The 26,114-nt window shown below is 50.4% G+C and carries 26 protein-coding genes and 2 pseudogenes; 26 read left to right on the forward strand and 2 right to left on the reverse strand.

The window, feature by feature from the left end:
* Positions 1–31: 31 nt before the first annotated feature.
* From B5F54_RS06915 to B5F54_RS07035, 25 genes and pseudogenes are all read left to right on the forward strand, one after another.
* The gene (locus tag B5F54_RS06915; protein WP_072849822.1) at positions 32–337 is read left to right on the forward strand and encodes a hypothetical protein; all 306 of its coding nucleotides are present in this window, start codon (positions 32–34) and stop codon (positions 335–337) included.
* The gene (locus tag B5F54_RS06920) at positions 334–645 is read left to right on the forward strand and encodes a CD1845 family protein (protein WP_084730579.1); all 312 of its coding nucleotides are present in this window, start codon (positions 334–336) and stop codon (positions 643–645) included. The genes B5F54_RS06915 and B5F54_RS06920 overlap by 4 nt, the downstream gene beginning before the upstream one ends.
* A gap of 102 nt (positions 646–747) precedes the next feature.
* Positions 748–1,341 carry a type IV toxin-antitoxin system AbiEi family antitoxin domain-containing protein gene (locus B5F54_RS06925; RefSeq protein ID WP_072849820.1) on the forward strand — a complete coding sequence of 198 codons (594 nt, stop codon included), beginning with the start codon at positions 748–750 and terminating at the stop codon, positions 1,339–1,341.
* Complete coding sequence (locus B5F54_RS06930; RefSeq protein ID WP_072849818.1) at positions 1,338–2,186, forward strand: nucleotidyl transferase AbiEii/AbiGii toxin family protein; 849 nt, start codon at positions 1,338–1,340, stop codon at positions 2,184–2,186. The genes B5F54_RS06925 and B5F54_RS06930 overlap by 4 nt, the downstream gene beginning before the upstream one ends.
* Positions 2,183–2,533 (forward strand): hypothetical protein, encoded by a 351-nt coding sequence (locus tag B5F54_RS06935; protein WP_072849817.1) that lies wholly within the window; start codon positions 2,183–2,185, stop codon positions 2,531–2,533. Before B5F54_RS06930 ends, B5F54_RS06935 begins: the two co-directional genes overlap by 4 nt.
* Before the next feature lie 59 nt (positions 2,534–2,592).
* Entirely contained in the window at positions 2,593–4,005 is a 1,413-nt protein-coding gene (locus B5F54_RS06940) for a relaxase/mobilization nuclease domain-containing protein (protein WP_072849815.1), read from the forward strand.
* Between the two features lie 230 nt (positions 4,006–4,235).
* Positions 4,236–4,430: a helix-turn-helix domain-containing protein gene (locus B5F54_RS06945; RefSeq protein ID WP_072849813.1), complete on the forward strand. Its 195-nt coding sequence runs from the start codon at positions 4,236–4,238 to the stop codon at positions 4,428–4,430.
* Positions 4,427–5,119 carry a response regulator transcription factor gene (locus B5F54_RS06950; RefSeq protein ID WP_007045920.1) on the forward strand — a complete coding sequence of 231 codons (693 nt, stop codon included), beginning with the start codon at positions 4,427–4,429 and terminating at the stop codon, positions 5,117–5,119. Before B5F54_RS06945 ends, B5F54_RS06950 begins: the two co-directional genes overlap by 4 nt.
* Positions 5,120–5,127: 8 nt before the next feature.
* Entirely contained in the window at positions 5,128–6,165 is a 1,038-nt protein-coding gene (locus B5F54_RS06955; RefSeq protein ID WP_072849811.1) for a sensor histidine kinase, read from the forward strand.
* Between the two features lie 73 nt (positions 6,166–6,238).
* Positions 6,239–6,922 carry an ABC transporter ATP-binding protein gene (locus B5F54_RS06960; RefSeq protein ID WP_072849809.1) on the forward strand — a complete coding sequence of 228 codons (684 nt, stop codon included), beginning with the start codon at positions 6,239–6,241 and terminating at the stop codon, positions 6,920–6,922.
* A complete protein-coding gene (locus tag B5F54_RS06965; protein WP_087232369.1) occupies positions 6,919–8,736 on the forward strand; it encodes an ABC transporter permease in 1,818 nt (605 codons plus the stop codon). The genes B5F54_RS06960 and B5F54_RS06965 overlap by 4 nt, the downstream gene beginning before the upstream one ends.
* Before the next feature lie 41 nt (positions 8,737–8,777).
* Positions 8,778–9,479 (forward strand): biosynthetic peptidoglycan transglycosylase, encoded by a 702-nt coding sequence (locus tag B5F54_RS06970; protein WP_040917449.1) that lies wholly within the window; start codon positions 8,778–8,780, stop codon positions 9,477–9,479.
* A 156-nt stretch (positions 9,480–9,635) separates the two neighbouring features.
* A complete protein-coding gene (locus tag B5F54_RS06975) occupies positions 9,636–10,319 on the forward strand; it encodes an ABC transporter ATP-binding protein (protein ID WP_072849805.1) in 684 nt (227 codons plus the stop codon).
* Positions 10,316–12,643: an ABC transporter permease gene (locus tag B5F54_RS06980; protein ID WP_087232372.1), complete on the forward strand. Its 2,328-nt coding sequence runs from the start codon at positions 10,316–10,318 to the stop codon at positions 12,641–12,643. The genes B5F54_RS06975 and B5F54_RS06980 overlap by 4 nt, the downstream gene beginning before the upstream one ends.
* Positions 12,644–13,113: 470 nt before the next feature.
* The gene (locus B5F54_RS06985) at positions 13,114–13,581 is read left to right on the forward strand and encodes an RNA polymerase sigma factor (protein WP_087232375.1); all 468 of its coding nucleotides are present in this window, start codon (positions 13,114–13,116) and stop codon (positions 13,579–13,581) included.
* Positions 13,535–14,062 (forward strand): annotated as a pseudogene (locus B5F54_RS06990) (response regulator transcription factor); the annotation flags it as partial. The gene B5F54_RS06985 and the pseudogene B5F54_RS06990, both read left to right, overlap by 47 nt.
* 2 nt (positions 14,063–14,064) lie before the next feature.
* Positions 14,065–14,988, forward strand: coding sequence for a sensor histidine kinase (locus B5F54_RS06995; protein WP_071433753.1), 924 nt, complete (start codon positions 14,065–14,067; stop codon positions 14,986–14,988).
* 92 nt (positions 14,989–15,080) lie between these two features.
* Positions 15,081–15,848 carry an ABC transporter permease gene (locus tag B5F54_RS07000; RefSeq protein WP_072849796.1) on the forward strand — a complete coding sequence of 256 codons (768 nt, stop codon included), beginning with the start codon at positions 15,081–15,083 and terminating at the stop codon, positions 15,846–15,848.
* A gap of 12 nt (positions 15,849–15,860) precedes the next feature.
* The gene (locus B5F54_RS07005) at positions 15,861–16,286 is read left to right on the forward strand and encodes a DUF3887 domain-containing protein (protein ID WP_087232379.1); all 426 of its coding nucleotides are present in this window, start codon (positions 15,861–15,863) and stop codon (positions 16,284–16,286) included.
* A gap of 17 nt (positions 16,287–16,303) precedes the next feature.
* Positions 16,304–17,227, forward strand: a complete 924-nt coding sequence (locus B5F54_RS07010) for an ABC transporter ATP-binding protein (protein ID WP_071433747.1) — start codon at positions 16,304–16,306, stop codon at positions 17,225–17,227.
* Positions 17,220–17,951, forward strand: coding sequence for an ABC transporter permease (locus B5F54_RS07015; RefSeq protein ID WP_072849793.1), 732 nt, complete (start codon positions 17,220–17,222; stop codon positions 17,949–17,951). Before B5F54_RS07010 ends, B5F54_RS07015 begins: the two co-directional genes overlap by 8 nt.
* Before the next feature lie 12 nt (positions 17,952–17,963).
* Positions 17,964–18,695 (forward strand): ABC transporter permease, encoded by a 732-nt coding sequence (locus B5F54_RS07020; protein WP_072849791.1) that lies wholly within the window; start codon positions 17,964–17,966, stop codon positions 18,693–18,695.
* Positions 18,696–19,139: 444 nt separating this feature from the next.
* Positions 19,140–20,702 carry a recombinase family protein gene (locus tag B5F54_RS07025; RefSeq protein ID WP_242969656.1) on the forward strand — a complete coding sequence of 521 codons (1,563 nt, stop codon included), beginning with the start codon at positions 19,140–19,142 and terminating at the stop codon, positions 20,700–20,702.
* Between the two features lie 3 nt (positions 20,703–20,705).
* Positions 20,706–22,364, forward strand: coding sequence for a recombinase family protein (locus B5F54_RS07030; protein WP_072849783.1), 1,659 nt, complete (start codon positions 20,706–20,708; stop codon positions 22,362–22,364).
* Complete coding sequence (locus B5F54_RS07035) at positions 22,349–23,875, forward strand: recombinase family protein (protein ID WP_072849781.1); 1,527 nt, start codon at positions 22,349–22,351, stop codon at positions 23,873–23,875. The genes B5F54_RS07030 and B5F54_RS07035 overlap by 16 nt, the downstream gene beginning before the upstream one ends.
* On the opposite strand, the pseudogene B5F54_RS07040 reads toward B5F54_RS07035, so the two are convergent.
* Together B5F54_RS07040 and B5F54_RS07045 are read right to left on the reverse strand one after the other, a co-directional pair.
* Positions 23,848–24,898 (reverse strand): annotated as a pseudogene (locus tag B5F54_RS07040) (tyrosine-type recombinase/integrase). The gene B5F54_RS07035 and the pseudogene B5F54_RS07040 overlap by 28 nt on opposite strands.
* A 3-nt stretch (positions 24,899–24,901) precedes the next feature.
* Positions 24,902–25,105, reverse strand: coding sequence for a DNA-binding protein (locus tag B5F54_RS07045; protein WP_050624082.1), 204 nt, complete (start codon positions 25,103–25,105; stop codon positions 24,902–24,904).
* Between the two features lie 304 nt (positions 25,106–25,409).
* On the opposite strand from B5F54_RS07045, the gene B5F54_RS07050 reads away from it, so the two are divergent.
* The gene (locus B5F54_RS07050) at positions 25,410–25,898 is read left to right on the forward strand and encodes a helix-turn-helix domain-containing protein (protein WP_087232382.1); all 489 of its coding nucleotides are present in this window, start codon (positions 25,410–25,412) and stop codon (positions 25,896–25,898) included.
* The last annotated feature ends 216 nt before the right edge of the window (positions 25,899–26,114 follow it).

Below are 26,114 nucleotides of genomic sequence, written 5' to 3' on the forward strand. Positions count from 1 at the left end.
ATAATATCATCAGAAACGGAGGTGAAGGCTGATGTTGACATTTGAAAATATCTTGGAGTTGTTTCAAGAGTATCTGCTGTGTGACCCGGAGGAAGAAGTCCTCCCCTGCAAGCGCGGCTATGTTCGATTGACCTGGAACAAGGATTCCCGCTACTGCGTGGACGGCATCCTCTGCCGGACCCCGGAGGAACTGTTTGACCTGCTGCTCACGGATTACCAGGACTTTGAATTGCTCCGCCGGACGAAAGGCCGCCGGGAGGTTACAGAAGCCGACGAAAAAGCCGTGGAAGAATTGTGCCAGCCCTACCTGGACTGGCGGAAGGAGGCGCTGAAATGAGAGCTGTGCTGTTTGTTTTGAAATTGGGGCTAAAAATCCTTGCCGCGCCGGTGGTGCTGGCGCTGATGCTGTTCACCTGGCTGTGCTTCGGGCTGCTGTATGTGTCCAGCTTCATCTTCGGCCTGGCCTCCACGGTGGTGGCGCTGCTGGGGGTCGCGGTGCTGGTGACCTACTCGCCGCAAAACGGCGTGATCCTGCTGGTGATCGCCTTTCTGGTCAGCCCGCTGGGCCTTCCGATGGCCGCCGCCTGGCTGGTGAGCAAGGTGCAGGACCTGCGGTATATGATCCAGGATGCGGTGTATGGCTGAACAGGAAACGAAGAATTGCCGGGAGTGAAGCCCTGGCAATTTTTAACTTTACTTTTGTGCTAATTTCGCGTATAATATTAGCATGAAAGGAAGGTGAAGAACGTGAGCCAATTTCAACAGCTGGACCAGCTGATGGAACGTCAGGACGGAATGCTGCGCACCGGGCAGGCCCTCGCGGCCGGGATCTCAAAACCTGTTTTTTATCAGTTTGTACGCTCCCGCGGGTTGGAACAGGCGGCGCATGGGATTTATCTTTCCAAAGACGCCTGGGTGGACGCCATGTATCTGCTGCATCTTCGTTGTCCGCAGGCGGTTTTTTCCCATGAAACGGCGCTGTTTTTCCACGACCTGACCGACCGGGAGCCGCTGGCCTATTCCATTACGGTCAAGACGGGCTACAACCCCACCCGGCTTAAAAGTGAGGGCGTTCAGGTCTTTACCATCAAGGCGGAGCTGTATGAGGTCGGCCTGACAACTGCGCAAACCCCCTTCGGCCACGATGTGCCGGTCTATGATATGGAACGGACGATCTGCGATGTGCTGCGCAGCCGGAGCCACATCGAGATGCAGACATTCCAGGACGCTTTGAAAGCGTATGCCCGCCGGAAAGACAAGGACCTGCGGACGCTGGTGCGCTATGCCAAACTGTTCCGGGTCGAGAAGATTTTACGCCAGTATTTGGAGGTGCTGTTATGATAAAGACAGCCAGACAGCTGAAAGATTTGATCCGCAACCTGTCCAGGAAAAACGCTGCGGACGCGCAGATTCTGATGCGAAACTACATGATGGAGCGGTTCCTGGAGCGTATCTCCCTCTCGGCCTACCGGGACAAATTTATCCTCAAGGGCGGGATGCTGGTGGCCGCGATGGTCGGGCTGGATGCCCGCTCTACGATGGACCTGGACGCAACGGTCAAGGGGGCCAACATCAGCGTGGAGGATGTGGAGAACATGATAGCCGAGATCATCGCTGTTCCCATTGATGACGGCGTTACCTTCCAGGTGAAAAGCATTTCGGAGATCATGGATGAAGCGGAATATCCCGGCATCCGGGTGACGATGACAACGCTTTTTGACGGGGTACGCACGCCGCTGAAAATCGACATTTCCACCGGCGATGCCATCACCCCTAAAGAGGTGCGGTACAGCTTCAAGCTCATGCTGGAAGATCGCTCCATCGACGTTTGGGCCTATAACCTGGAAACTGTGCTGGCTGAAAAGCTGGAAACCATCATCACCCGGACCACGACCAACACCCGCATGAGAGATTTTTACGACATCGCCATCCTGCAACAACTCTATGGCAGCACTCTGGACCCGCACGTTCTCCATGACGCGCTGCTGGCGACAGCCCACAAGCGCGGCACCGAACGCCATCTGGCCGAGGCCGCCGAAGTCTTTGATGAAGTGGAGAACAGCCCGGTCATGCAGGACCTGTGGGCGGCCTATCAGAAAAAGTTCTCCTATGCGTCCGACCTTGGCTGGGATACGGTCATGGCTGCGGTCCGTCAGCTGTTCGCTCGTTGCGAGGGCACGGTATGAAAAAGCGTGGGCACTACTGCAAGGTCTGTGGCGAGTATAAAGCCAACGAAAAGTTTTCCGGCAAAGGCCATGCCGCACACATCTGTAAAACCTGCGCCGCTCTCCCGCCAGAACGGCAGGCAGAAGAAATGACACTTACCCGGCTTGTCAACCTTCCCTGGAGATTATCCAAAGAACAGCTTTCGTGGCTGAAGAAGCGGATGAAAGACAGGCGGGATGCCGTGCGAACCCTGGCGACGGAACAATATGAAATTCGGTTCCCGCCCAGGATAGAACTGGATGAATTGGAAGATGACTTTGAAGAAGATTTCGATTTTTATATGGACGAGGAAACTGATATAGAGTAAACCGATGCGGTCTGTGATGAGCAGGCCGCTTATTTTTTGGAATAGGAGGCGGACCCCACATGGCCACCACCCGCATTATACCGCTGCACGCCGGCAAGGGCCGCACGGTCGGCAAGGCGATCAGCGACATCATCGACTATGTAAAAAATCCAGAAAAGACCGACCACGGTAGGCTCATCACCAGCTACCAGTGTGACAGCCGCGTGGCCGATGCGCAGTTCCTGCTGGACAAGCAGACCTACGCCGCCCGCACCGGCCGGGTGCGCGGTGCGGACAATGTGATTGCCTACCACCTGCGGCAGTCCTTTGTGCCGGGCGAGATCACGCCGGAGGAAGCAAACCGCCTGGGCGTGGAGCTGGCCCGGCGCTTCACCAAGGGCAAGCACGCTTTCATCGTCTGTACCCACATCGACAAGGCTCACGTCCACAACCATATTATATGGAACTCCACCACGCTGGAGTGTGACCGCAAGTTCCGCAACTTTTGGGGCAGCACCCGCGCTGTCCACCGTCTGAGCGATACCATCTGCATCGAAAACGGCTACTCCATTGTGGAGGCTCCAAAGCGGCGCGGCCAGAGCTACAACAAGTGGCTGGGCGATGCGGCAAAGCCCTCCCACAAAGAGCAGCTGCGCCAGGCTATTGACCGGGCGCTGGCACAGAAACCGGCCAGCCTGGAGGAGTTGCTGCGCCTGTTGGAGCAGGACGGCTTTACCGTTCACCGGCGTGGAAAAACCATCTCCATCGGCGCGGAGGGCTGGGGCAACAACGTCCGCTTTGACCGGCTGGGAGACGGCTACACGCTGAACGATCTGCTGGCGGTCCTCTCCGGCCAGAAAGAGCATACGCCCCGCAAGCAATCTGCTCCGCAGGCCGCTCCGTCCAAGGTCAATCTGCTGGTGGACATCCAGGCAAAACTCCAGGCCAGGAAAGGTGCCGGGTACGTCCGCTGGGCCAAGGTGTTCAACCTCAAGCAGATAGCACAGACCCTCAACTACCTGTCTGAACACGGGCTGCTGGATTATGCCGATCTAGAAGCAAAAACAGCAGAGGCGACGGCCCGTTACAATGCGCTGTCCGATCAGATCAAGGCCGCCGAGAAGCGCATGGCCGAGATTGCCGTGCTGCGCACCCACATCGTCAACTACGCCAAGACCCGCGAGACCTATGTAGCCTATCGCAAGGCTGGATATTCAAAGAAATTCCGGCAGGAGCATGAGGAGGAAATCTTGCTGCACCAGGCGGCCAAGGAAGCCTTCAACGAGCTGAATGTGAAGAAGCTGCCCACCATCAAGGAGCTTCAGACCGAGTACGCCCAGCTGCTGGCGGACAAGAAAAAGGCTTATGGAGAGTACCGGCAGGCCCGCGCCGCCATGCGGGAGCTGCTGACGGTCAAGAACAACGTGGATCGGGTCCTGGCGATGGAGCAGACCGAGCCGCAACAGAAAGAAAAAGACCACGGCCAGCGGTGAGCTGGTCGCGGTCAAAAGCGTTTGCAAAAACGCGCAGCCACAGATTGAAAATCTGTGTTCCAAGGGGGCTTGGGGGACTTCCCTCAACAAGCGCGTGGGGCTATCTGGATAGCCACAAGCATTGCTTGCCAGTCACTCTGCAAACCTTTATCTATAACTTTGCAGCGCAACTCCGTATTCTTGCTTTGTTCGAGAAAAAGAACTATAATGGCTTTTATGGAGGCATGAACATGGACTATATGACTTTGAAAGAGGCAAGCAAAAAATGGGGTGTGACCCCTCGACGGATAAACTACTATTGTGCGGCTGATCGTATTCCCGGCGCAGTAAAAATGGGAACCGTTTGGCTGATACCCAAAGGCGCTCAAAAGCCCGCCGACAGAAGATTCAAAAGCACACGCTGTAAGGATGGTGAAAACAAATGAAGCACATTTTCTTTGTGGAGGATGACTTGAGTTTAATCAACGGCCTGTCCTTTGCAATCAAGAAGCAAGGCTATGAACTGACGATTGCGCGTACCAGCGTTGAAGCTGAACAGTTGTGGACGAATGGTAACTATGATCTTGTGATTTTGGATGTGACATTGCCGGACGGATCAGGCTTTGACCTGTGCCGGAAAATCCGGGCGTCCTCCAAAGTGCCGATCATGTTTTTGACGGCTGCCGACGAAGAAACGGATATTATCATGGGTCTTGACATTGGCGGCGATGACTATATGACAAAACCATTCAAACTGGCTGTGTTCCTTTCCAGGATCAATGCCTTGCTGCGGCGTAGTGAAAACTTTAATCAGGAACAGGCTGAGACAGAGCTGCAATCCAATGGTATACAGATTCAGCTTCTCAAGCAAAAGGTTATTAAAAACGGGACACCGCTTGACTTAACAGCCAGCGAATATAAGTTACTGTGCCTGTTTATGGAAAACCCGAACATCATTCTTTCTCCAGAGCAAATTCTGAGCAAGCTCTGGGATTGTGATGAGAAATACATTGATAACAATACTCTGACTGTGTATATCCGGCGACTCCGAACAAAAGTAGAAGATAACCCTGCTGATCCTCAAAAGATTGTGACGGTCCGACGTATGGGGTATAAATGGAACACAACGGGATGAGGTGAGCCATGAAAATACTGGTCAATCGAAAAATTAAACGGCTATTTCTGTATGTGTTGCTATCGGTGGCAGTGTTCACCGCAGCTTCCGTTCTCACAATTTGCCTGGGACTGAATAACGCGGCCCTTTATGTGGCAATCGCTGCCCTGTTGATGGCGCTCATTATTTGCACTGCTCTGTATTGGTATTTCCGAGATCAAAGCAAGACCATGAATGAGGCCATCACACAGATTCGGGAATACATAGCTGGGAACCAGAATGCCCGTATCGAGTGTGATGATGAGGGTGACCTGTACCGGCTGTTCCATGAGGTCAATTCTCTGGTCACGATTTTGAACGCCCATGCTGAGAACGAAGGGCGTGCCAAAACTTTTCTGAAGGATACCATCTCAGACATTTCCCATCAGTTGAAAACGCCATTGGCTGCCCTCAACATTTATAATGGTTTAATGCAGCAAGAGGTGCAGAACAGCTCGGAATTAAAAGAATTTGCCTCCCTCTCTGAGCAGGAGTTGGATCGAATTGAAAGTCTTGTGCAAAACCTTTTGAAAATTACCAAACTGGACGCAGGAACCATAACATTGGATAAACAGCCACAAAATGTTGCGGATATGATGGGCTATATCGAAAGGCATTTTGCCTATCAGGCACAACAGCAGGAAAAAACTCTTGTTCTTTCAGGGGATGAGGAAGTCGCCCTTGTCTGCGACCAGACTTGGCTGATCGAAGCAATCAGCAATATCGTGAAAAATGCTTTTGACCATACTAAGGAGGGAGCTACCATCCGTCTTACATGGCGGGCTTTCGCTTCTATGGTGCAGATTATCGTAAGCGATAATGGCAGCGGTATCCACCCGGAGGATTTGCCACACATTTTCAAGCGGTTTTACCGCAGCCGTTTTTCAAAAGATACCCAGGGAATTGGTCTGGGATTGCCATTGGCGAAAGCGATTATAGAAGATCATAATGGAACGATTGAGGTGAATAGTACGTTAGGTGTAGGGACAACCTTTACCATCAATTTTCTGAATCCTACAAAACTGTAGGATTCCAGTCATAATGCAGTAGGGTTGACGTGCTACTCTTTCTACATCAAAACAGAAAGAGGTGTTACACGATATGGATTTGTTAGAAGTTAAGAATATCTCAAAAACATACGGGACCGGCGAGGCTACGGTTCATGCTTTGAAAGACGCCACCTTCTCCGTCCCCAAAGGTGAGTTTGTTGCAGTTGTCGGTGAGTCTGGTTCCGGCAAAAGTACGCTGCTGAATATGATCGGCGCACTGGACACTCCCACTTCCGGCAAAGTGTTCATCGACAGTAAAGACATTTTCTCGATGAAGGAACGCAACCTGACGGTATTCCGCCGACGGAATATCGGCTTCATCTTCCAGAGTTTTAATCTGATTCCGGAACTGACGGTAGAACAGAACATCATCTTCCCAGTGCTGCTGGACTACCAGAAGCCAAACAAAAAGTATCTGGAAGAACTGCTGACGGTGCTGGGCCTGAAAGAGCGGCGCAATCATCTGCCCAGCCAGCTTTCCGGCGGCCAACAGCAACGTGTGGCGATAGGCCGCGCTCTGATTACCCGTCCGGCCCTGATTCTGGCCGACGAGCCGACCGGCAACCTGGACACCCAAAATACCAGTGAGGTCATCGCTCTGCTGAAAGAAGCCTCCAGGCTGTATGAGCAGACCATCGTTATGATTACCCATAGTCAGAGTATCGCCCAGACCGCTGACCGCATTTTGCAGGTATCAGATGGTGTGGTGACGGATTTTGGGAGGTGCCGGGAATGAGAAGTTATTTGAGCCTGATCCCCATCTCTGCAAAGGTTCACCGGCGGCAAAACCGCATGACGCTGCTCTGCATCATTTTCGCCGTGTTTATGGTCACAGCTATTTTCAGCATGGCGGAAATGGGCGCTCGGATTGAACAATCCAGGCTGTCAGATAAACATGGTGATTTTTCGCTCGTTGACAGTCTGGTGGACACCGTAATGGGACAGACGCTGATGGTTACGGCGGTTGTAATGTTTCTGCTGGTTCTGATTGCCGGGGTACTGATGATCTCCAGCAGCATGAACAGCAGTGTGGCGCAGCGCACTCAGTTCTTTGGCATGATGCGCTGCATCGGCATGAGTAAGCAGCAGATTATCCGCTTTGTCCGTCTGGAAGCCCTGAACTGGTGCAAAACCGCCGTTCCCATTGGCCTTGTCTTGGGAATTTTGGCTTCCTGGGTATTATGCGCTGTCTTACGATTTCTTGTCGGGGAAGAATTCTCCAACATTCCGCTGTTTGGTATCAGCGGCATTGGAATTGTCAGTGGTATTTTGGTTGGTGTGATTAGCGTCCTGTTGGCAGCGAGGACTCCGGCCAAACACGCCGCAAAGGTTTCTCCCGTTGCGGCGGTTACTGGAAATTCTGAAACGGTAAAAACGGGTCACCACGCCGTCCATACAGGCTTTCTCAGGATTGAAACAACGCTGGGGGTTCATCATGCTGTGGCCGCAAAGAAGAACCTGTTTTTAATGATTAGCTCCTTTGCCCTGAGTATTATTCTGTTTTTGAGCTTTTCTGTCCTGATTGATTTTGTCGATCACCTGATGCCGCAATCGGCTGCCACCTCTGATATTGACATTTCAAGCAGCGATGGGGCTAATTCTATTGACAGCGATCTGGTGCAGACACTTACAAATATGGAAGGTGTCAAACAGGTTTACGGACGCAGAAGCAGCTTCGACGTGGCTGCTGGCCTGGACGGAGACACGACCCTTTCCAGCACTGTGGATTTGGTTTCCTTTGACGATTTTGACCTGAAGGCTCTCCAAAAAGACGGTACGCTTCGTTGGGGCAGTGACTTATCAAAGGTCTATGGCGACAGCGGGTATGTCCTTGCAACCTGGGATCAGAACAGTTCCTGGGCCGTAGGTGATACCATCCTTGTAGGGAACGAGCAGCTCACGATTGCCGGGCTGTTGAAATATGACCCGTTCAGCGGAGATGGCCTTACTGGCGGGAAGATCACGCTGATTACATCTGGCGAGACATTCACCCGGTTGACTGGTATCACCGACTATTCACTGATTATGATTCAGACAACTTCCGGCGCGACGGATGAGGACGTGGCCGCAATTCGTCAGATCGTGGAGCAAAACGGTTATACCATGAACGATAAGCGGGACGAGCGTACATCCGGCACCTATTTTGCCTTTGTTGCCTGCGTCTATGCTTTCCTTGGTATTATCACGCTGGTTACTGTGATGAACATCATGAACAGCATCTCTATGAGTGTATCGGCCCGCATCAAGCAGTATGGTTCCATGCGGGCGGTGGGCATGGATGGCCGCCAGCTTTCCAAGATGATTCTGGCAGAAGCCTTCACCTATGCTTTTTGGGGCTGCTTCATTGGCTGCGCGATTGGCTTGCCCTTCAGCAAAATGATGTACGATTTCCTTATCACAAACCAATTCCCTTATGCGTCCTGGAGCCTGCCTGTCGGGTCGCTGGCCGTCATCGTCCTGTTTGTCATTGCCGCGGCGGTGCTTGCCGCTTATTCTCCGGCAAAACGGATACGAACCATCTCGGTGACGGAAACCATCAACGAACTGTAACGGCAGTTATGAGCCGATACAAACATAGGGAAAAGCGCGCCATGAGGACATTGAGAAAAACCATTGTGCGGCTGTTGCTTCTGGTAATTGCCGCAGCGGTTATGGCAGGATGTGTGTTGATTGGCCGTGGCTACCAGATGTATCAGGCGGCGCTGACCCAGCAAAGTCTTGAAAGCAAAGTAGAGGAAATTCAGTCAGATCCGGGCTATACGGAATTATCAGGACTTCCTGAAATGTATCTAAATGCCGTTGTGGCCGTTGAGGATCATCGTTTTGAACAGCATTTTGGAATTGATCTGATTGCCATAGGACGGGCCGCATGGAATAACCTAACCACTTGGAGCCTGCGGGAAGGCGGCAGCACAATTACGCAACAGCTTGCAAAAAATATGTATTTCACGCAGGAAAAGAGCTTTATTCGCAAGGTAGCAGAAATGTTTATGGCGTTCCGGCTGGAACGCGCTTACACGAAAGAGGAAATTCTGGAGTTGTATGTCAATTCCATTTATTTTGGAGATGGCTATTACGGCATTGGTGACGCCTGCGAAGGTTATTTGAGTGAATCTCCCATTGAGATGACGGATTATGAGTGTACCCTCATGGCGGGGATTCCCAATGCGCCCTCCGTGTACTCCTTGACAGAAAATCCCGCTTTGGCGGAGCAGCGGCAGAAATATGTGGTCAAACAGATGGTAAAGTACGACTATATTACCGAAGATCAGGCAAAGACAATTACAAAATAAATAGCGTCATACATAAAAGCAACGGCTTTGAGATAACCATCAAGGCCGTTGCTTTTATTTCTGCAATTCCTACAAAATTGTAGGGTTCTTGTCATAATGCAGTAGGATTGACGTGTTACTCTTTCTACATCAAAACAGAAAGAGGTGTTACACGATATGGATTTGTTAGAAGTTAAGAATATCTCAAAAACATACGGGACCGGCGAGGCTACGGTTCATGCTTTGAAAGACGCCACCTTCTCCGTCCCCAAAGGTGAGTTTGTTGCGGTTGTCGGTGAGTCTGGTTCCGGCAAAAGTACGCTGCTGAATATGATCGGCGCGCTGGACACTCCCACTTCGGGGAAGGTGTTCATTGACGGAAAAGATATTTTTTCGATGAAAGAGCGTAACCTGACGGTGTTCCGCCGCCGAAACATCGGCTTCATCTTCCAGAGTTTCAACCTGATCCCAGAGCTGACGGTAGAACAGAACATCATCTTCCCGGTGCTGCTGGACTACCAGAAGCCAAACAAAAAGTATCTGGAAGAACTGCTGACGGTGCTGGGCCTGAAAGAACGCCGCCGCCATCTGCCCAGCCAGCTTTCCGGCGGCCAGCAGCAGCGTGTAGCGATAGGCCGCGCACTGATTACCCGCCCGGCCCTGATCCTGGCCGACGAGCCAACCGGAAACCTGGACACCCAAAATACCAGTGAGGTGATCGCTCTGCTGAAAGAAGCCTCCAGGCTATATGAGCAGACCATCGTTATGATTACCCACAGTCAGAGTATCGCCCAGACCGCCGATCGCATTTTGCGGGTGTCGGACGGTGTGGTGACGGATTTGGGGAGGTGCAAGGAATGAAAAGTTATCTGAGCTTGATCCCGATTTCTGCAAAGGTGCATAGGCGGCAAAGCCGCATGACACGCATTTGTATCATTCTTGCTGTCTTTCTTGTCACCTCGATTTTTTCTTTGTTAGAGATGTGGACAAATGGACAAACAATGGCAATGAGGAGTAATCATGGCGATTGGCACATTATTCTTCAAAATATGTCCGAAGATGAAGCAAAACAGATTATAGATAGCTCTGATGTAGCGTATTCTTCTTGGTATGATGATATAAATGTTAATGCAGACCAGGGTTATTATATCAATGGGAAAAATGCTGTGCTGTATGGTATTGAGGAAACTTATGTTACGGATATTATGAAATATCCGTTGGAAGGCTCATATCCACAAAACGAAAAAGAAGTTGCTCTTAGTGCAGACGCAAAGGAACTCTTTAACGTCCAGATAGGCGACAACATTATCTTGAATACACCTGCGGGAGATTTTAATTATACTATATCAGGGTTTTATGAAGATGACGAGGATTTTAACGATATTATTGACGGGACCTGTATGTATATGTGCAGAGCCACGTTTGATGAAGTGCGAAGCCTAAATGGGTTGGAATCCATGTCTCGATTTTATGTTCGCTTTAAGAATGAGAACGGTTTGAAAAAAACGATTGCCAATATAAAAGAGCAGTATTCCCTCACATCTGAAAATGTCAGTGAGAATACACCCGTTTTGAGCCTGTTGGGAGCAAGTACAAATGAAAGTATAAATGCGCTTTATCCTTTAGCGGTAGCTTGCTTTGTTATCATTCTAATCGCAGGAATTTTTATGATTTCAAGCTGTATGAACAGCAATGTGGCGCAACGGACAAAATTTTTTGGAATGATGCGCTGTATTGGTGCAAGCAAACAGCAGATTGTACGTTTTGTTAGGCTTGAGGCGTTGAATTGGTGTAAAACCGCAATTCCTATTGGCTGTGCATTGGGAACAGTAACTTGTTGGGTATCGTGTGCGGTATTAAAATTTATCGTAAAAGGCGAATGGGTAGATATGCCGCTGTTTTCGGTGAGTATAAACGGTATCCTTTGTGGAGCTGCCGTCGGTATTATCACTGTATTTATCGCAGCCCAATCACCGGCTAAACAGGCGTCAAAGGTTTCCCCTGTGGCAGCAATATCTGGTAACACAGGCGTATCGGGAAAAATTGTCCATGCAGCAAATACCAAATTTCTCAAAGTGGAAACCTCTCTTGGTATCCATCATGCAACAGGAGCTAAGAAAAATTTAATCCTTATGACAGGCTCCTTTGCACTTACGATTATGCTCTTTCTGACATTCTCAGCCTGCCTTGATATTGTTCATAAGCTGCTTCCGTCGGTGAGTGATTTTACTCCGGACATTACGATCGCAAGTCAAGATGATTCGAATTCCATAGACCCGAGTTTGGCAGAAGAAATTTCGGAGATACCAGGAATAGAGTCTGTTTTTGGCATGATGTATAGTATAGAATGTCCTGCTGAAATTAACGGAAATGCGGAAACGGTTGATCTATATTCCTACGGGGATACCATGATGGACAGCTTCAAAAAATCCGTTATCAGCGGAGATATGTCAAAGATATATGGAAATTCCAAATATGTGTTGGCAGTATATAGTGAATACACCGCCTTGAATGTCGGAGATAAGGTTAAAATTGGAGACGAAGAACTTGAAATTGGGTGCGTTGTGTCCGAGGGTGTAGGAAGCGTTAGTGGTTCAGCAGTTGTGGTATGTTCGGAAGAAACTTATACGCGCTTAACAGGAGAACAGGATTACGCTATGGTAGGCGTTGTATTGGAAAAAGATGTGTCCGAAATGGCAGTAAATAAAATTTACGATTTGGCAGAGGGAAATATAATTGCAGATAGCAGGGAGAAAAACAGCGAAGTAAGTGGCTCTTATTGGGTATTCCGAATTGCTGCGTATAGTTTTTTGGCGATTATTTCCCTTATTACCATATTGAATATTATGAACAGCGTTTCAATGGGCGTATCTGCAAGAATTAAGCAATATGGGGTCATGCGTGCGGTTGGAATGGGAAGCAGACAGGTAACAAAAATGATAGCTGCTGAAGCTGCTACATACTCTATTTGCGGCACAGTAGCCGGGGTTGTACTTGGATTGCTGCTGCACCATCTGATTTATGTAAAGGTTGTTATTACCCATTTTGGTGGTATTTGGAAGATTCCTTTTACTTCGATTGCAATCATACTTTTACTGGTCATTTTCTCATGTGTTATATCCGTTTACGCTCCGGCAAAACGCATACGCAACTTGGCAATTACTGAAACAATCAACGAATTATAATTGCAATCTACTTTAGAAAATTTCTTATCAACATCTGCCGGACGACGGCAAAAGAAAAAAAGCCGTCGTTCAGCAGGCAATTACCATGCCTTTATCATGTACCGGCGGCTTTGAAGAAATTCAGGGCCGCCGCTCTTTTGTACCCTTCGAAGGAATGACGACCATACGCTAAAGATTACGGCGGCTTTAGGAGGGAGTCGCCGTGAAACAAAAACTGCTTCGACATAATTCGGCAGGAATTTATCTGCCAAAAAAAGCCTGGCCGTCAACCGGCCCCCATCTGCTTATGAACAGGCACTATCGTGGCTGGTTCATAAGACCTATAAGACGCATATAAAAAGCGCCAGCCACCGTACATCGGAAGCTGGCGCTTTTGCTTGTCGTTTTTTCGGGAATTTCCCCGAACGGTGCCGCCCACCGCCTTCGTTTCGGTTCACCCGTCAACCAGTGAATTGAAACGGAGGTACATTATGCAGAAGATCAATCTTCGGGACCTGTATCCCGATACATATAAAACCGATGTCTTTGTGGATGTGACCGAGGAAGTCCTGGCCACGATCCGGGGCCAGGAGCAGGGCGATGCGGCCTATGAGCGTCGGAAGTACCGGCACAAGGCCCACTACTCTCTGAACCGGGAGGATGGCATTGAAAACGATGCCATCAACCGGCCGCTCACCCCGGAGGAAGTCCTGGAGCAGAAGCAGCTGCAGGAGGAAGTGTATGCTGCGCTGATGCAGCTGCCCGCCATCCAGGCCCGGCGCATCTACGCCCGGTTTTACCTGGGCATGACGGTGGCCGAGATCGCCCAGATCGAGGGCACCGACCGCCGCCGTGTGTGGGCGAGCATCCGGCGCGGGCTGAAGAAGCTGGCGCGCCTGCTGGACACGGCACGATATGGACGGCTTTCAGGTATTGCAGAAAATCCGGGAGAAAAATAATGTGCCGGTGCTGATGCTGACTGCCAAAAGCGACGAGGAAGATAAGGTTTCCGGCTTGCGGCTGGGGGCGGACGATTACCTGACAAAACCTTTCAGCATTAACGAGCTGATGGCCCGCGTCAATTCCCTAATCCGGCGCTACACCACCCTAAATCCCGTGACCGGGAACGAGGCCGCCACCATACTTCTGAAAGATATGGTGATTGATAAAGTCAATCGGACGGTGAATGTCCAAAATATCCCGGTAGAGCTAACCGGCAAGGAATTTGATTTGCTTCTGGTTTTGGCGTCCAATAAGGGACGGGTATTTACAAAAAAGCAACTTTACACGCAGGTATGGACGGAAGAATACGACTTTGACGATAACAATATCATGGCCTTTATCAGTAAACTACGGAAGAAGATTGAGCCAAATCCAGAACAGCCGTTTTATATCCAAACCGTCCGGGGTGTGGGGTATCGGTTCAATAAGGAGGCATGAGCATGGAGTTAAATCTTTATCTGCTGCTGGCCCTATTGATTGCCCTACTGGTAATCGGTTACCTTTTGGCAAAACTTCACCGCGTCCGGGGCCAGCTTTCCCTTATCAAAGACGCTCTGGCAGATATAAAGAACGGGAACTTGAACCGCCGTGTACTGGCGCGGGAAAGCGATCTGACGAAACAAATCTGCTATGACATCAACGAGATTGCTATGAGCAGCCAATCCCGACTGATACAGCAGAAGCAATCCGAGCAGGCTTATAAACGGCTTATGACAAGCCTTTCCCATGATGTGAAAACGCCGCTTGCCTCTCTGGTGGGCTATTTGGAAGCCGTGGAAAGCAAGATGGTGACAGGGGCCGAGCAGGAAGAATATATTCGGGTAGCTATGGAAAAAGCCCACCACCTGAAAGACTTTGTGACCGCCCTGTTTGAATGGGTGAAGCTGGATGCCGGGGAGCAGATTTTTCATTTTGAAGTCTGCGACCTGAACGAGCTTTCCCGCGACATCATGGCCGACTGGGTGCCGCTGCTGGAAAGTCACAATCTCACCTATGAAATTGAGATACCCGAAACAGAATACATGACGAGGGTTGACCCTACCGCCTACACCCGTATTCTCAATAACCTGCTGCAAAATATCCTGACGCACAGCGGCGCAAGACAAGTGACCCTGACCGTGACCGAAACGGAGCAGCAGGCAAAAATCATAGTGGCTGATAACGGGAAAGGGATTTCCGCCGCTGATCTCCCCCATATCTTTGAGCGGATGTATCAATGCGACCACTCCCGATCTGCCAAAGGGAACGGGCTGGGCCTCTCCATTGCTAAGGAACTGGTAAGCGTCCATAAAGGAACCATCACGGCAGACAGTATCCTTGAAGCTGGAACAACATTTACCATCATACTTCCGAAAGCTCTGTGAAATCACAGAGCTTTTTTTGAAAAAATTTTTTCTCGGCAAGGTTATGGCAAGGTTTGGCCTTTATAATGGGAACCATGAAAGGAGGAAACCGCATGACGATCATTGCAACTGAAATCCAGAAATGGAAGCGAAATAAGATTGTCTGGTGTATTCTGGCTCTGACGCTGCTGTTTGGAGCATTTGCGATTGAGCGGGCTTGCAGCATTGCAAGGAGCAGCCCCTACATGGATAGCTTTGGCGACCTCTACACTTTGGCGTTTAAGAACCTGTCCAGCCTGTTCCTGCCGATTGTGCTGGGAATGTTCGCCACAACCTTATTTTTTGACGAACACAAGAACGACACGCTGAAAGAACTGCTCATCATTCCTATCACAAAAGCGCAGCTATACTTTTCAAAAGTCGCTGTGGTGATCCTGATGTCCGTGGGACTGTGCCTGATTACCTTTCTTTTATGTGTTGTCGGCGGGCTGATTGCCGGGGGATTTTCCGACCTGAACGCCCAAACACTGATGGATGCTGGCCTTTTGTATCTGACGGGCGGGCTTCTGATCCCCATAGCCATGCTTCCGATTGTGTTTCTTGCCACGCTGTCAAAAGGATATATCCTGCCTATTGGCATGACGCTGCTTTATCTGGTTCCCGTAGTCATTGCCCCGGCTTACCTTACGGGAATACACCCGCTGGCAAGCGTGATGGGGATTTATCCCCATATTTCCGAAGCAGCCGCAGCTATGGTAGAAAGCCTAATGCAAGGCGTTTTACCCAATACTTCGCCGCTTGTTTGTGCCGGTTCGCTGCTCCTGATTGGTGCCGCATTTGCCGCCGCATCCGTCGTGGCTCTAAAAAAGCAATCTTACTGAAAGGAAAGACCTATGAAACGATTGATTAGTTTATTCCTCTGTGTTCTGTTCACTTTTTCACTTTGCGCCTGCCAGCAGGCCGCCCCATCTTCCAGCGAGGCCCCCGACCAGCAGGCCATTACAGAGGAAGCAACCGAATACTTTAACCAGATGATGGATGGAGATTTTGAAACTTTCTTCAATGCGCTGCCGCAGGGCGTACAGGACAACACTTCTGCGGAGGCGATACAGGAAACATGGGAGGAAGAAGCCGATAAGCTGGGCGGACTGCCGGAGGACGCTTCCCCGGAGGTGTCCTGTTATGTGCCGGAACACTCCGACCAAATCCGTGTTGAATTTGTCATTCCCTGTGAAAAGGGCGATTTCAAAGTGTTCATCAACTATTCCCCGGATGGCAGCCTTTACAACTATGTCATTTGGAAAAATGAAGCAGAATAAGAAAGAGAGGCATCTTTATGAGTGACTTTGTGATTGAAACCAAAAAGCTGACGAAGATTTACGGCGAGCAAACCGCCGTCAGTTCTGTGGATATTCATGTGAAGCCGGGCCGGATTTACGGGCTTTTGGGCCGAAATGGAGCCGGTAAGACCACCATTATGAAAATGATTTTGGGCCTTACGCCAATCACTTCCGGCGAAGTGGATGTGTTCGGCCAGAACATCAAAGGCCATGAGAAACGCATTTATCCCCGTATTGGGGCTATCATCGAAACTCCCGGCTTTTACCCGAACCTGACCGGCACAGAAAACCTTGAAATCTTTGCGAAGCTGCGCGGGACGCCCCGGCCCAACGCCGTCAAGAACGCACTGGAAGTCGTGGGGCTTCCTTACCGGGACAAAAAGCTGTTCAGCAAGTATTCTCTCGGTATGAAGCAGCGCCTCGGCATTGCCAACGCCATCCTGCATGACCCGGAGCTTTTGATCCTGGATGAACCGACCAACGGGCTTGACCCCATCGGCATTGCCGAAGTGCGGAATTTTATCAAGGATTTAAGCGTGGATCGTGGCAAAACCATCCTGATTTCCAGCCACATTCTTTCCGAAATCGCACTTCTGGCGGATGATATTGGCATCATCGACCACGGCGTACTGCTGGAAGAAAGCAGCATGGAGGATTTGGAAAAGAAAAATCGGAAATACATCCAGCTTCAGGTGTCGGATGTCCCCAAAGCCTCTCTGATTTTGGAACGGCAGTTCCATGTGACGGATTATGCGGTGCAGGACGAACATAACCTGCGGCTCTATGACACCGCACTGGATATGGCGGCAATCAACAAGGCCCTTGTGGTGCAGGATGTGGCTGTTATCAGCTCCCAAATCTGCAATGATACCCTTGAGGACTATTTCAAGCAGATTACGGGGGGAGAGGGCATTGCTTAAACTGATACAGGTTGAATTTCTAAAGCTGCGCCGGAGAAAGTTTATCTGGCTCATGCTGCTGGCAGCTCTGTTTATGCCGCTGGCCGCCGTGTTCTACTTCGCAAGTGTTAAGGGAACCGGCGTGGAACCCATCGAGTTTTACAAGTGGACGGCGTTCAGCTATACCCCGTGGATTATCCTGCCGGTGGTGCTGGGGATGCTGTGTACCATGCTGATGTATAACGAAAACCAATATGATATGCTCAAACAGCTCTGGATCGTGCCAGTCAATAAGATGGCGTACTTTTTCAGTAAATTTGCTGTGGTGCTGGTGTACTCGGCCTGCTTCATGCTGATTACCGCAGCCGCGTCCATCCTTACTGGCGTCCTGTCCGGCTATATTGCCTTTGACAGCGGGAGCGTCCTTTATCTTCTGCGGAAGTGTATGGAAATCTCTCTGCTGACCGCCTTTGCCATGCTGCCGGTACTGGCGGTTGCCGCAGCGCAAAAAGGCTATATACTTCCCGTCTGTCTGACACTGGTTTATACGTTCCTCGGCTTTATCCTCTTAATGGTGAATATGTACCTGCATCCACTGTCCAGTATGACCGCCATTGTCATGCGGGATATTCCGGGTGTCGTAATTACCCAGCCCCTCAACATTCCGGGGGCGTTCCTCTGCATAGGTGTGTGGGGCGTTGCTTCTGTCCTGCTGGCTGGGGCTGCTTTGAAAAAGAGAAAGTGAGGTGCATTTGAAATGGAGCTTTTACTTTGGGCGGAGCGCCGGAAACTCCGCCGTTCCAAAATTTTGTGGATTGCCGGGTTTGCCACAGTTATGGTGGCGTTGATTGTCTTTGCACAGGGGCAGTTCACGTTCTATGAAAGCCGCTATATCGACGGGGCCGGATGGTTTATGACAGCGGCCCAATCCCTTGCCACCTTTTATGTGCTGCCTGCGGTCATTGCCCTGCTGGGCAGCTATATGATCTGCCGAGAGGAACAGGAGGACACCCTGAAATCCCTGCGGCTCATTCCCGTGGATGAAGTGAAGCTGACACTCTCCAAAATGATGCTTGCTCTGGTGTTCAGCGTCTTAATCTATCTTCTGCTTTTTGCGATTACCTTTCTCGTTGAGGCCGTTTTGCACTTTGAAGTTCTTTCCATTGGTCTTGTTTTGGGAAACCTGAAAACATATCTTCTGGACGGGATCGGCGTGTTCTTTGCCATTTCTCCGATTATCGCTTTGGTGGCCCGGATGAAAAAAGGTTACTGGCTGGCGCTGGTATTTGCTGAAATTTATTCGTTCGCCGGACTGTTCGCAAGTATGTCCAGCCAGCTAAAGACGGTATATCCCATGACAGCCGTTTTCAATATCTCCGGCTATTACGATGCAAGCATGGTTCAGGTTTTCATTGGTATCATCGTTCTACTGGTCTGTGTTGTTCTGGCACTGTTCATTCTGAAAGGGCTGAACAGGAAAGCAAAATAATTAGTTTTACCTGCCGGACGACGGCAAAAGAAAAAAGCCGTCGTTCAGCAGGCAATCGCCATGCCCTATACTCAACCTTACGGCGGCTTTGACAAAATCAAGGCCGCCGTTCCTTATGCTCTCGACAAAGGAGTGACGACTACACGCTGACACGGCGGCCCGCGGAGGGAGCCGCCGTGAAGCACAGAGGGTTTCTACATAATTCGGCAGGGATTTACCTGCCAAAAAAAGCCTGGCCGCCAACCGGCCCCCATCTGCTTATGAACAGGCACTATCGTGGCTGGTTCATAAGACTTATAAGACGCATATAAAAAGCGCCAGCCACCGTACATCGGAAACTGGCGCTTTTCCTTGTCGTTTTTTCGGGAATTTTCCCGAACGGTGCCGCCCGCCGCCTTCGTTTCGGTTCACCCGTCAACCAGTGAATTGAAACGGAGGTACATCATGCAGAAGATCAATCTTCGGGACCTGTATCCCGATACATATAAAACCGATGTCTTTGTGGACGTGGCTGAGGAAGTCCTGGCCGCGATCCGGGGCCAGGAGCAGGACGATGCCGCCTACGAACGCCGGAAGTACCGGCATATTACCGATGGCAAGATCAACTGCGTCATAGTCAAAGACCTTTCCCGCCTGGGGCGGGAATACATCGAAACCGGGCGCTACCTGCGGCGGGTGTTTCCCGCTTATGGGGTTCGCTTTATTGCCATCACGGATAATATCGACACTGCCCATGAGAACAGCGGGGACGACTTGACCGTATCCGTCAAGAACATTATGAACGAAGCCTACTGCCGGGACATTTCCATCAAAACCCGTACCTCTTTGGATATAAAGCGGCGGAACGGAGATTTTGTTGGGGCTTTCCCTGTTTACGGCTATATGAAGTCAGAGGAAAACAAAAACCTGCTTGTACCAGACCCGTATGCGGCCCGTGTTGTCCAGGACATTTTCCGTATGCGTCTGGATGGGACAAGCGCACTGCGGATCGCCACTACCTTAAATGAGATGGGCGTCCTGTCGCCACTGGCCTATAAGAAAAACAACGGTTTCCCTTATGCCAAACATGGATACACAGACAAAGAGGACTGTAAATGGTCTGCTACGACGGTTATCCGCATTTTGCAGGACGAAACCTATACTGGCACACTGGTACAGGGAAAACAGGGTACGCCGCACTATAAAATCAAACAGATGGAGCAGCGGCCATCCTCTGAATGGATTCGCGTTCCCGACGCCCATGAGCCACTGATTCCCAAGCAGGATTTCGAGCTTGTTCAGCGTATCCGCAGGCTGGATACCCGCACGTCACCAAAGAAAGATACGGTATATTTGTTCTCCGGCATCTTGATCTGCGGCTGCTGCGGGGCGCGCATGACGCGGAAAACGAACCGGGTCAAAGGCAAGGAATACCACTATTATTACTGCCCCACCGGGAAAAAGCATGGCTGTGCCAATCCTGTGATGCTCAAGGAGAGCGATCTGGTGGAGTGTGTCAAAGACAGCCTGAAGGGGTACATAGACAATGTGACCTGCCTGCAAGCCATTCTGGACGGCATCGACCAGAGCAACATCAACCAGGCGCTGGCGAATGAATACGCTTCCCACATCGCAGCCAATGAGCGGCAGTTGGCGCAGGCGTTGGAGTTTAAGGCCCGCCTTTACGAAAACCTGGTTACCGGCACAATCGACAAAGAAGAATACACCGATTATAAAGCCAAATACACAAGGGCTGCGGAAAATGCGAAAGAAGCGATCCGCACGCTGAAAGATAAGCTGTCCGATGTGTTGGAAAACCGAAGTGAGCGGAACCGTTGGATTTCCCATTTCACGCAGTTTTCCACGATGGAGACCCTTGACCGCAAAGCTGTGGTTCACATGATACAGAGTATCAAGGTGATTGGGAAAAAGGAACTGGAGATCACCTTCACATATCAGGATGAATACCAGAAAGCCATTCAACTGATTCAGTTGGCGGAGCAAACAAGCCAAAGAAAGGTGGGATAATTTGTGGCAAGAAAAAGCAGAAAAGAAACTGCGGTGCTTCCTGCGCCGGAGATAGATACAACTTGCCGTGCCGGAGTTTATGTGCGGCTTTCCGTTGAGGATAAGCATACCCGTACTGCCTCTATTGAAACCCAGCAGCTGATTATCGCCCGGTATCTGGAGCAGAACCCGGAAATCATCGTGGTTCAAACCTACATTGACAACGGTGCAACGGGTACGAATTTTCACCGGCCCGGCTTCCAGCAGATGCTCTCCGATATTGAAGCGGGCCTTATCAACTGTGTCATTGTCAAAGATCTTTCCCGCCTGGGGCGGAATGTCATTGACACTGGCTACTATATCGAGCGGTATTTTCCCACACAGGGGGTTCGATTTATCGCTGTAAACGACCGCTATGATTCTTCCTCCCCGGATCATGCCCATGATGGCATTATCATTCCTCTGCGGAACATGATTAACGAAGCCTATGCGCTGGATATAGCGAAAAAGATCAAAGCGCAGCAGCGGCAGGCAATGAAAGATGGCAAGTACGTTGGCGGGCGTACACCCTATGGATATTTGAAAGCCCCCGATGATTGCCACCAACTGATCGTTGACCCGGTGGCGGCTGAGGTGGTCAAAACTATGTTTCAGTGGGCCGCTGAAGGCGATGGCCTAAACACCATTGCAGTTCGATTAAACGAGGCTGGGGTCCTCTCCCCAAGCCACTATAAGAAAAGGCTGGGCGAGATTACACATGAGAATTTGATTGGAAATGGGAATTGGCAGACGCGCACGGTTGCCAAAATTCTCCGGGCAGGCGTTTATGCCGGCGATCTTGTGCAGGGCGTCTCCAAGGTCATCGACCACAAACAGGTCAGGGCCAGCGCCGATGAATGGACGGTCGTTCGTGATACGCATGAGGCCATTGTGAGCAGAGAGCTGTTCGATGCTGTACAAAAAGCCTTAGACCATGCTGCACAACAGGCCAAGGACAGGGAAATACATTCCTGGTCCCCCAATCTTCTGAGAGGGAAAATTTTCTGCGCCCACTGTGGGCACAGCCTTCACCGGCAAAAATGCGTCCGCAAAAAGACCCCGGATGTATATGTCTACCACTGCATCAGCAACAACCGCATCAAGAAAGGCGCTTGCCCTGGCACGTTTATCTTTGAAAAAGAGCTGTTGGATGCCCTGGCCGATATGATACAGGAGCAGCTTGATACCACGCTGGGGCAATACTCAATCGGCCTGGAAAGCCTCTCCAAAGAAGCTGAGGAGCAGAAAAGTATTCAGGCTAAAATTGCCAGCCGGAAACAGGAAATCCAACAGCTGCGTACCTACCAGCGCGGATTGTATGAGGGTCTGATCCAGAACCATCTGTCACAAGACGAGTATTTTGCCTTCAAAGAGAAGTACGAAGCCAAAATCGAGGCGGTCAGCAAGGAAATCGAGCATCTGAAAGCGGGGCTTGCGATTATTGCCGGGCAGCTGGAACAGTATAAAATGCTGTCCCAGGATGCAAAGCATATCAAGGAAGATCGCCAGCTGACGGCAGCCCTGATTGACCGGCTGATTGAACGTGTGGAGGTTTCCAGGGAGAAACAGATTACAGTTCATTTCCGTTTTCAAAGCGAATTTGAACATTGCGAGGAGGTGCTGAACCAATGCAGAAATATGTAATCGCCCTATATATCCGTCTTTCCCTGGAGGATTACAAATACGACAGCATGAGCATTGAGAACCAGCACCTTGTGCTGAACGAGTTCGTTTCTTCCATGCTGGAGTCCACTGACGCAGAGGTTCTGGAATTTATCGACAACGGATATAGCGGGACAAATTTTGAGCGTCCCAAAGTCCAGGAGCTGATTGAATTGGTGCGGGCCAATCAGATTGATTGCATCATTGTAAAAGATTTTTCTCGGTTTGGGCGAAACAGCATCGAAACCGGCTACTTCATCGAGCGGGTGTTCCCATTGTTTCACACCCGGTTTATCTCCATCAATGACGATTTCGACAGCGATCAGCACAAAGGTGATACCGGCGGGATGGATGTGGCTTTCAAATATTTGATCAGCGAGTATTACAGCCGCGATATGTCCATGAAAACCAAAAGTGCCAAATACGCCAAAATGCAACGTGGAGAATATCAGAGTAAGATTTGCCCGTATGGGTATCGCAAAAGCGCCGATGGCAGAATGGAGCCAAACCCGGAAACTGCTGTGGTGGTACAGCTCATTTTCCAGCTTGCGGCAACTGGCATTGGAGCGGCAGCCATTACCAGGGAACTGTTTAAGCGGGGCATCCCAACCCCAGGAGAATATAAAGCCGCTCATGGGCAGCAGTACCACGATGTCTCACGCTCTCGTGGCCGCTGGAGCAGTTCTACGGTTCTCCGCATCCTGGAGGACGAACGCTATATCGGTTCCTACGTCATTGGACGGCGGGCAGTCATTGAAGTGGGTGGTACGCGGAGCCGCATGAAGGACCGTGACAAATGGTTCATTATTCCCGACCACCATCCGGCAATCATTGAGAAAGAGCTGTTTGAAAAGGTACAAGCTGTGCAGCGCCGGTTTTCTTTACCGGCCCGGAAAGCCAGGGCGTACCCACTGAAAGGCAAGGTTTATTGTGGCTGCTGTGACCATGCACTTTCCCGCATTGCGCAAAAGAAGCCGTTTTATATGTGCCGCCATTCGACTGCCGATGCAAACAGCCGCTGCCATACTATACGAGCGGATGCTGCCGGGCTGGAAGAAGCGGTGCTTATCACATTGAAAAAACAGCTGGAAATCCTGCTGCCTGCACATGAGGACGGAACCCTTCACCTGGACGCCACCGCCGCTAAATGCTCCGAATACGAGAAACAGTTAGAAGATTTGAGGGATCAGAAGCAAGCTCTCTTTGAACGGTATCTCCTGGGGCAGATCGAACTGGACGCTTATAAATCGGAGAAAGCAGTTTATGACGCAGAAATACGGAAAGTCAAAAATGCCTATGCTGCTGTCACCGCCCAGGCAAAACTGAAGCGAGAAGAACAGGTCCGCCAAAGCAACCGGCAAGAGATCGTTCACTCGATTGCAGAAGCAGATGTGCTGACCTCTGAGCTGACCGATCTGCTGATTGAAAAGGTATATGTATTCCCCGACAACCGCATTGAGATTGTTTACAAGGTCCATGACCTCTTTGAATAACTGACGATACAAAAACAGAAACCCCAGGCTATCAAATCCTCAATCTTGGTAGCTTGGGTTTTCTGCTTTTCAGAATTATATTTTTTTGTCGTGTGCTTGACATACGGGTGTCTCAAATCGTGTATGCGGATCCTTTTCACCCCCGTTTGCTTGCAACCACGGTCCATTTCCCGGTGGAGATAGCTTTTGCTGATGGGAAACATCCGGCTGTCTGGCTCCACGCCGTAGAGCTGCTTGAGGTAGTCCTGCAACTCGTCACACAGGAACTGGGGCATCTGAATCACCCGGTTGCTCTTTGGTGTCTTTGGGGTGGTGATGACATCCTGCTTGTTGAGCCGCTGGTAAGACTTGTTGATGGTGAGGGTGCGCTTCTCAAAGTCGAAGTCCGCCGGGGTCAGGGCCAGCAGCTCTCCCTCTCGGATGCCGCACCAGTAAAGTACCTCAAAGGCGTAGAAGGACAGCGGCTTATCCATCATGACCTCAGAAAACTTGGTGTACTCCTCCCGGGTCCAGAACAGCATCTCCTTCCGTTCCTCTGCCCCCCATGTTACCCGCCTGCCGGGCCGGGTTGAGGTTCAGACCGTAAAACCGGGCAGCGTGGTTGAAAATAGCGCTAAGTTGATTGTGAACAGTTTTAAGGTAGGTTTTGGACAGTGGCTTGCCGTGACAGTCCCGCATTTCCCGGATCTCGTTCTGCCAGCGCATGATGTCCTTGGATGTGATCTCCGACAGCTTCCGCTTGGCAAAATAGGGCAGGATTTTCTTCTGGATAATGCTCTCCTTGGTGCGCCAGGTGTTGAGTTTCAGTTTGGGCTTAATATCCCTCTCATAGAGAGCAACGAAGCTCTCAAAGGTCATGTTCACATCGGCCTGCTTTTCCATCAGGAACTCCCGTTCCCATTCCAGGGCCTCCCGTTTGGTGGCAAAGCCCCTTTTGAGCTTCTGCTGGCGCTCGCCCTTCCAGTCGGTGTAACGGAACTGCACATACCAGGTGCCGTTGTCCTTGTTCTTGAACGCTGCCATAAATTACTCCCCCTTTCTCGCTGTCTCGGTTCTGGTTCCGTAAAACTTCTCGTGGAAGAACTTGCGGTCGATCCGCCCGGAAATCGTGATGCAGCCGGTTTTCGCCAGTTCCTCGTTCATCTGCCGGATGAGCTTATAGGCGTAGGGTACGGATACCCCCAGCTCTTCGGCCACTTCGTCCACACGCATAAAAATCTGATTTGCCATGGTAAATTCCTTCCTTTCTTTGTTGGTGGTGACTGCTGCCTGCAAGTGTTGTGTATCATAAATGCCTCCTTACTTATGTCCGCCACTTTTTCTCAGTTTCGCAACCAAAAATCTGGCGGGTCATTTGATGTGCTATATTATCTAAGCTTATTCGCTTAGTACCCTTATAATACTATACATATAAGCTTAGTTCAAGCCTTTTAGAAGAAATATTATTAAATAAATTTGCTTAGATTATCTTGACAGAACTAAGCAAATATGCTATTGTTGCATATAAGAACAACCATAGATGGGAGCTGGATGTATGGCGATTGGCGAACGGATTCACTTTTTCCGTCTCCTGCGGGGGATGACACAGAAATATCTCGGTATGGCGCTGGGCTTCCCGGAGAAGTCCGCTGATGTGCGCCTGGCACAGTACGAAACAGGATCAAGAACCCCTAAGGCGGACCTGACTGCTGCCCTGGCACAGGTACTGGATGTCTCGCCCCATGCTCTTTCCGTCCCGGATATAGACTCCTATGTGGGGCTGATGCACACCCTGTTCACCCTGGAGGACAACTACGGTCTGAAGGTCACCGAGCAGGACGGTGAGCTTGCCTTACAGGTAGATTTCCGCAAAAACAAGGACGCCGCCCGGCTGCACGAGATGCTCTGGGCCTGGAGGGAACAGGCCGCCAAGCTGGAGGCCGGAGAGATCTCCCAGGAGGAGTACGACCGCTGGCGTTACCACTATCCGGAGTACGACAGCAGCCAGATCTGCGCCAAGGTGCCGCCGGAGGGTCTGATCTGAACCTCTCACTTGTAGGCCACGGGAAAGGCCATTTGTTGCACAAAAATAGAAAATTCAGATAAATGAGGGCAAAATAAAAAAGGTCTAACTGATTAGCAAAAATCAGTTAGACCTTTTACTTATGAATAAAAAGATGAGGATTTTCAGGCTACTCGCAAGCCACCCGATTTTTCTTTTCAAACTCAATAAATCGGGATTTGACGAGTGCTATCAATC

The organism is Anaeromassilibacillus sp. An250 (genome assembly GCF_002159845.1).
GTDB classification, from domain to species: Bacteria; Bacillota; Clostridia; order Oscillospirales; family Acutalibacteraceae; genus Anaeromassilibacillus; species Anaeromassilibacillus stercoravium.